Annotated in this window: 4 protein-coding genes and 1 pseudogene; 4 read left to right on the top strand and 1 reads right to left on the bottom strand. The window is 66.0% G+C overall.

The genetic code is table 11. The features are described 5' to 3' along the window. From EOD07_RS24395 to EOD07_RS24380, 4 genes are all read left to right on the top strand, one after another. On the top strand, nucleotides 1-838 hold an 838-nt coding region (locus EOD07_RS24395; RefSeq protein WP_164772477.1), incomplete at its 5' end, for a WD40 repeat domain-containing protein. 34 nt (nucleotides 839-872) lie between these two features. Continuing rightward, nucleotides 873-1,064: a hypothetical protein gene (locus tag EOD07_RS24390; RefSeq protein ID WP_127237264.1), complete on the top strand. Its 192-nt coding sequence runs from the start codon at nucleotides 873-875 to the stop codon at nucleotides 1,062-1,064. A 24-nt stretch (nucleotides 1,065-1,088) separates the two neighbouring features. Beyond that, nucleotides 1,089-1,736: a hypothetical protein gene (locus tag EOD07_RS24385; protein ID WP_127237263.1), complete on the top strand. Its 648-nt coding sequence runs from the start codon at nucleotides 1,089-1,091 to the stop codon at nucleotides 1,734-1,736. A gap of 6 nt (nucleotides 1,737-1,742) precedes the next feature. Then, nucleotides 1,743-3,761 (top strand): amidase, encoded by a 2,019-nt coding sequence (locus EOD07_RS24380; protein ID WP_127237262.1) that lies wholly within the window; start codon nucleotides 1,743-1,745, stop codon nucleotides 3,759-3,761. Nucleotides 3,762-3,769: 8 nt separating this feature from the next. Here EOD07_RS24380 and EOD07_RS24375 read toward each other — a convergent pair. Next, nucleotides 3,770-4,380: pseudogene (locus EOD07_RS24375) on the bottom strand (MFS transporter); the annotation flags it as partial.

The raw sequence follows: 4,380 nt of genomic DNA, 5'->3' as shown, positions 1-4,380 counted from the left end.
TGCCAGCACCGATCGCATGATCAAGCTCTGGGACATCGACGGCAAGCGGCTGATCCGCGATCTTGGCCAGCAAAAGGACATGGCGCGCAGCGCGCTTTTCATGCCCGACGGCAAGACGGCGCTGACCGCCGGCGACGACGGCGAGATCGTGCTGCGCCAGCTCTCCGACGGAACGGTGCTGCACGTCTTCTCCTCGGGGGCGAACGGCGGCGTCAGGCAGTTGAAGATCAGCCAGGACGGCAAGCGCGCCGTCAGTGGCCACGACACCGGTTCCGTGGTTGTTTGGGACCTGGCGAAGGGGACGGTGCTGCATGTGCTGCCTGGCCACGACTGGTCGGTGAGCTCCGTCGCCATCTCGCCCGACGGCACCAGGGCGCTCACGGGCAGCATCGACGGCGAGCTGAAGCTGTGGGATATCGTTGCGGGCAAGCAGCTGCGCAGCTGGCACGGCCACGACCGCGGCGCCTATGGCGCGGTCTTCCTGGCCGACGGCCACCAAGCGGTGACCGGCAGCGGCGACTACACGATCAAACTCTGGGACCTCGACACTTTCAAGGAGATCCGCCGCTTCGACGGCCATTCAGGCACCGTCTATGCGCTGGCCCTGTCGGCCGACGGCAAGCGTCTCGGCTCCGTCTCGCTCGACGGCACCGCGAGGATATGGAACATGGACACCGGCGCCGAGATCGCCGAATTCGACCCCGGCACCGGGCCGATGTACTCGGTCGCCTTCGCCGCCGACGGCACGCTTCTCACCGGCGGCATCGACCGCACCATCCGCGACTGGCCCGCGGCGGGCGGGGATGGGACGGTGCTGTTTGCGGGGGCACCGGAGTGAGGCTCGAACGGTTCGACGGGTGCCGGAACCGCAGGTGACTGTCCTTGAGTTGTTCTACCGGGATGAAGCCTTTTCCGCAATTCTCGCAAAAGAACCCATTCAGGAACTGTTGCAATGGCTCGCTTTTCAAATATTCGGCCTCGGCATCGTCAAGCCGCAGGGGAAAGCGATCGTGACGTCAATCTACCCCTTGCGGAGGAGATGTGCTGCGGGCAGAGGTGCGTGAAGGACCGCCCGAAGGCTTGAGCACATGAGCAGTTTCCTGGACGAGGTCGAAGGATCGTTTCCCGCCGCGCTGCGGCTCCCCGAAGAGCTCAGGATGGCGCTCCGCTGGATGGAGCAAAATGGCTTTGTTCAGCAGGAAGCAATTCGCTACTGCGGACTTTATCCAGCAAGTGTGCCGCGCGCATTGCGCTCGGCATATGCCCACTTCACCAAGGTTGATTCCAACCATGCGGGCTACTGGCTAGGCAATCACGACACGTCGGTCACAAGGAGGCTGGCGCCATTTATCGCTACTGGGGCCGATGGATCCTATGCGGCGCTTTGGCTGGACGATAGCGGACGGCAACGCTTCGTGCATATGGGCTCTGGATCCGGTTCCACGTTAGCCTGTGTGTTGGCGAACAACGCAGTCGATCTCTTGCGCTTTTTAGCCATCGGCTATGAGGAAACATGCTTGCCGGATCTTTTCGACCTTACACCCGAAGATGCCTACGCGGAGGAATATTCGAACGATCCATACCGGCCGCCTTTCGAGTTCAGGCATTGGGTCGAAACCAGCTTTGGGGTTCAAATCCCGAAAACTGCCTCAGTGATTGTCGGGCAGACAGCGTGTATGGACGACGATTATTCTGATGATCCCTTCTGGCAATGGGCTCGCAAGGTTGCCGCTTAGAATCCAATGACAACACTCCACCTCGTCGAAGCCTCGATCGCCGACCTGCGCCGCGCGTTGGAGGACGGCACCGTCACCAGCGTCGAATTGGTCGCGGCCTATCTCAAGCGCATCGCCCACTACGACCGTCACGGCATCGCGCTGAACGCGGTCCCCGTCCTCAACCCGGACATGTTCGAGGAAGCCGAAGCGTCCGACCGGCGCCGCCGCGCGGGCAAGGCGCTCGGGCCGCTCGACGGCATCCCCTACACCGCCAAGGACAGCTACAAGGCCAAGGGGCTGACGGTTGCCGCCGGCTCGCCGGCCTTCGAGCATCTCACGGCGAACGAGGATGCCTTCACCATCGCCAGGTTGCGCGCCGCCGGCGCGGTGCTGATCGGCCTCACCAACATGCCGCCGATGGCCAATGGCGGCATGCAGCGCGGCGTCTATGGCCGCGCCGAAAGCCCGTATAATGCCGACTATCTCACCGCCGCTTTCGCCTCCGGCTCGTCCAACGGCTCGGGCACGGCGACCGCTGCCAGCTTGGCGGCCTTCGGGCTGGGCGAAGAAACCTGGTCGTCCGGTCGCGCGCCGGCCTCCAACAATGCGCTGGTCGCCTACACGCCTTCGCGCGGCGTCATCTCGGTGCGCGGCAACTGGCCACTGGTGCCGACCATGGATGTGGTCGTGCCGCACACGCGAAGCGTCGCCGACATGCTGGAGCTGCTCGATGTGATCGTCGCCGACGATGAAGAGACGCGCGGCGATTTCTGGCGCGTGCAGCCTTGGGTGCAAATCCCGAAAGCCTCGGCGCTGCGGCCGGCGGACTATGCCGCGCTTGCCGTGCAGGGCGCGCTCAAGGGAAAACGTCTGGGCGTGCCGAAGATGTATATCGGCAAGGATAAGGGCTTGGATCGCCCGGTCGAGACGCGCGCCTCGGTGCTGGAGTTGTGGCGGCAGGCTGCACGCGACCTGCAGGCGCTCGGCGCGCAGGTGGTCGAGGTCGATTTTCCTGTCGTCTCCAATTACGAGCATGATCGTCAGGGCGCCCGCTCCATGGTCGATCGCGGACTGGTGCCGCTGGAATTCGCCGAACGCGAGATCTGGGACCTGTCCATCTGGTCGTGGGACGATTTCCTGCGCGCCAATGCCGATCCCGCGATCCCCGATCTCGCTTCGGTCGACGGCGCAAAGATCTTCCCGCAGCCGCCGGGCACGCTGCGCGACCGCTATGGCGAAGCCGATTTCGATCTGGCGCGGTATGTCGAGCGCGCGAAGCAGGGCGTGGCGCGACTGGAAGATATCCCAACCATCGAGGAAGGCCTGAAGGGCCTGGAAGCAACGCGCCGCATCGACTTTGAGGACTGGCTCGATGCCAACCGCCTCGACGCAGTGGTGCTGCCGGCGGTCGCCGATGTCGGCCCGGCCGATGCCGACGTCAACGAGGCTTCCGCCCGGCTTGCCTGGCGCAACGGCACCTGGGTCGCCAACGGCAATCTTGTCTGGCGGCATCTGGGCATTCCGACGGTGACGGTGCCGATGGGCACCATGGCCGATATCGGTATGCCTGTCGGGCTGACTTTTGCAGGCAAGGCGTATGGTGACGTGGCGTTGCTGACGATGGCCGGCGACTATGAGCGCGCCACAAAGCGCCGCACCGCCCCGCCGCGCACGCCGGCGCTGGCGGGCGATGTGCTTGCGGCGGGCAGCGGCGCGACGAGTGGTCCCGGCGACGCGCCGTTTGCCCTGATGCTGACTGCCGAAACGGTCCACGCCGGTGATACGGACGAGATCACCATCGCGCTAGAGATCGAGGTGGGTCGGGCGGAGCCGGAAGCCGTGAAAGTCCATGTCAACGGCGAGCCGGTGATCATCCAGGCCGACGGCAACCGCTACACCGGCCGGATCGTGGTGCCGGCCGCGACGCATCAAGGCTTCCACAGCGTCTGGCGCGGTCCCTACGGCTCGATCGTCACGGCCATCGTTAAGTCGCCGGCTGGGCATACTGCCGGGGCATATTACGTGACGGGCGGGGTTGGATAGCGCTGCGGCTACTCTAGCCAGTCCACCACCAGCGCCATCACCCCGAACACCGCGCCTGTGGCACACACCGCGTTCCAGCCGCCCCAGGCCCAGGCGAGGCCGGCCAGCAGCGAGCCGATCGCGCCGCCGATGAAGAAGATGCCGACGAACAGCCCGTTGATGCGGCCGCGCGCCTTCGGCTGCAGGAGATTGACGGCGCGGCGGCCCAGCGTCTGGTCGCCGGTGACACCGATATCGAGCAGCACGGCGCTGGCGCCCAGGAGGATGAGCGGCAGCCATGCGCCGCCGGCCTTGGCCGCGCCGGCCCCGGCGCCGGCCCACGCGGCGAGGCCGAGCGCCGCGACCAGCACGAGATGGCAGAGGACCGTCGCTGAGCGCGTAAAGCCGCGGTCGCCGGCGCGGCCGAAGATCGGCGTCACCGCCGCGCCCCCGGCGCCGACCAGCGCGAACAGGGCAATGCCTTTCTGGCCGAGGTCGAAGGGCGGAGCCGAGAGGCGAAGCGCCACCGCGGTCCAGAACACGCTGAAGGCGGCCATCACCAGGCTGGCGGTAAAGGCGCGGCGGCGCAGCACCGGCTCCTGACCCAGAAGTCCGATCAGCGAGGCGAGGAGCTCCGCAT

Source organism: Mesorhizobium sp. M2C.T.Ca.TU.002.02.1.1, assembly GCF_003997225.1.
This window is presented reverse-complemented; position numbering and strand designations above follow the sequence as displayed.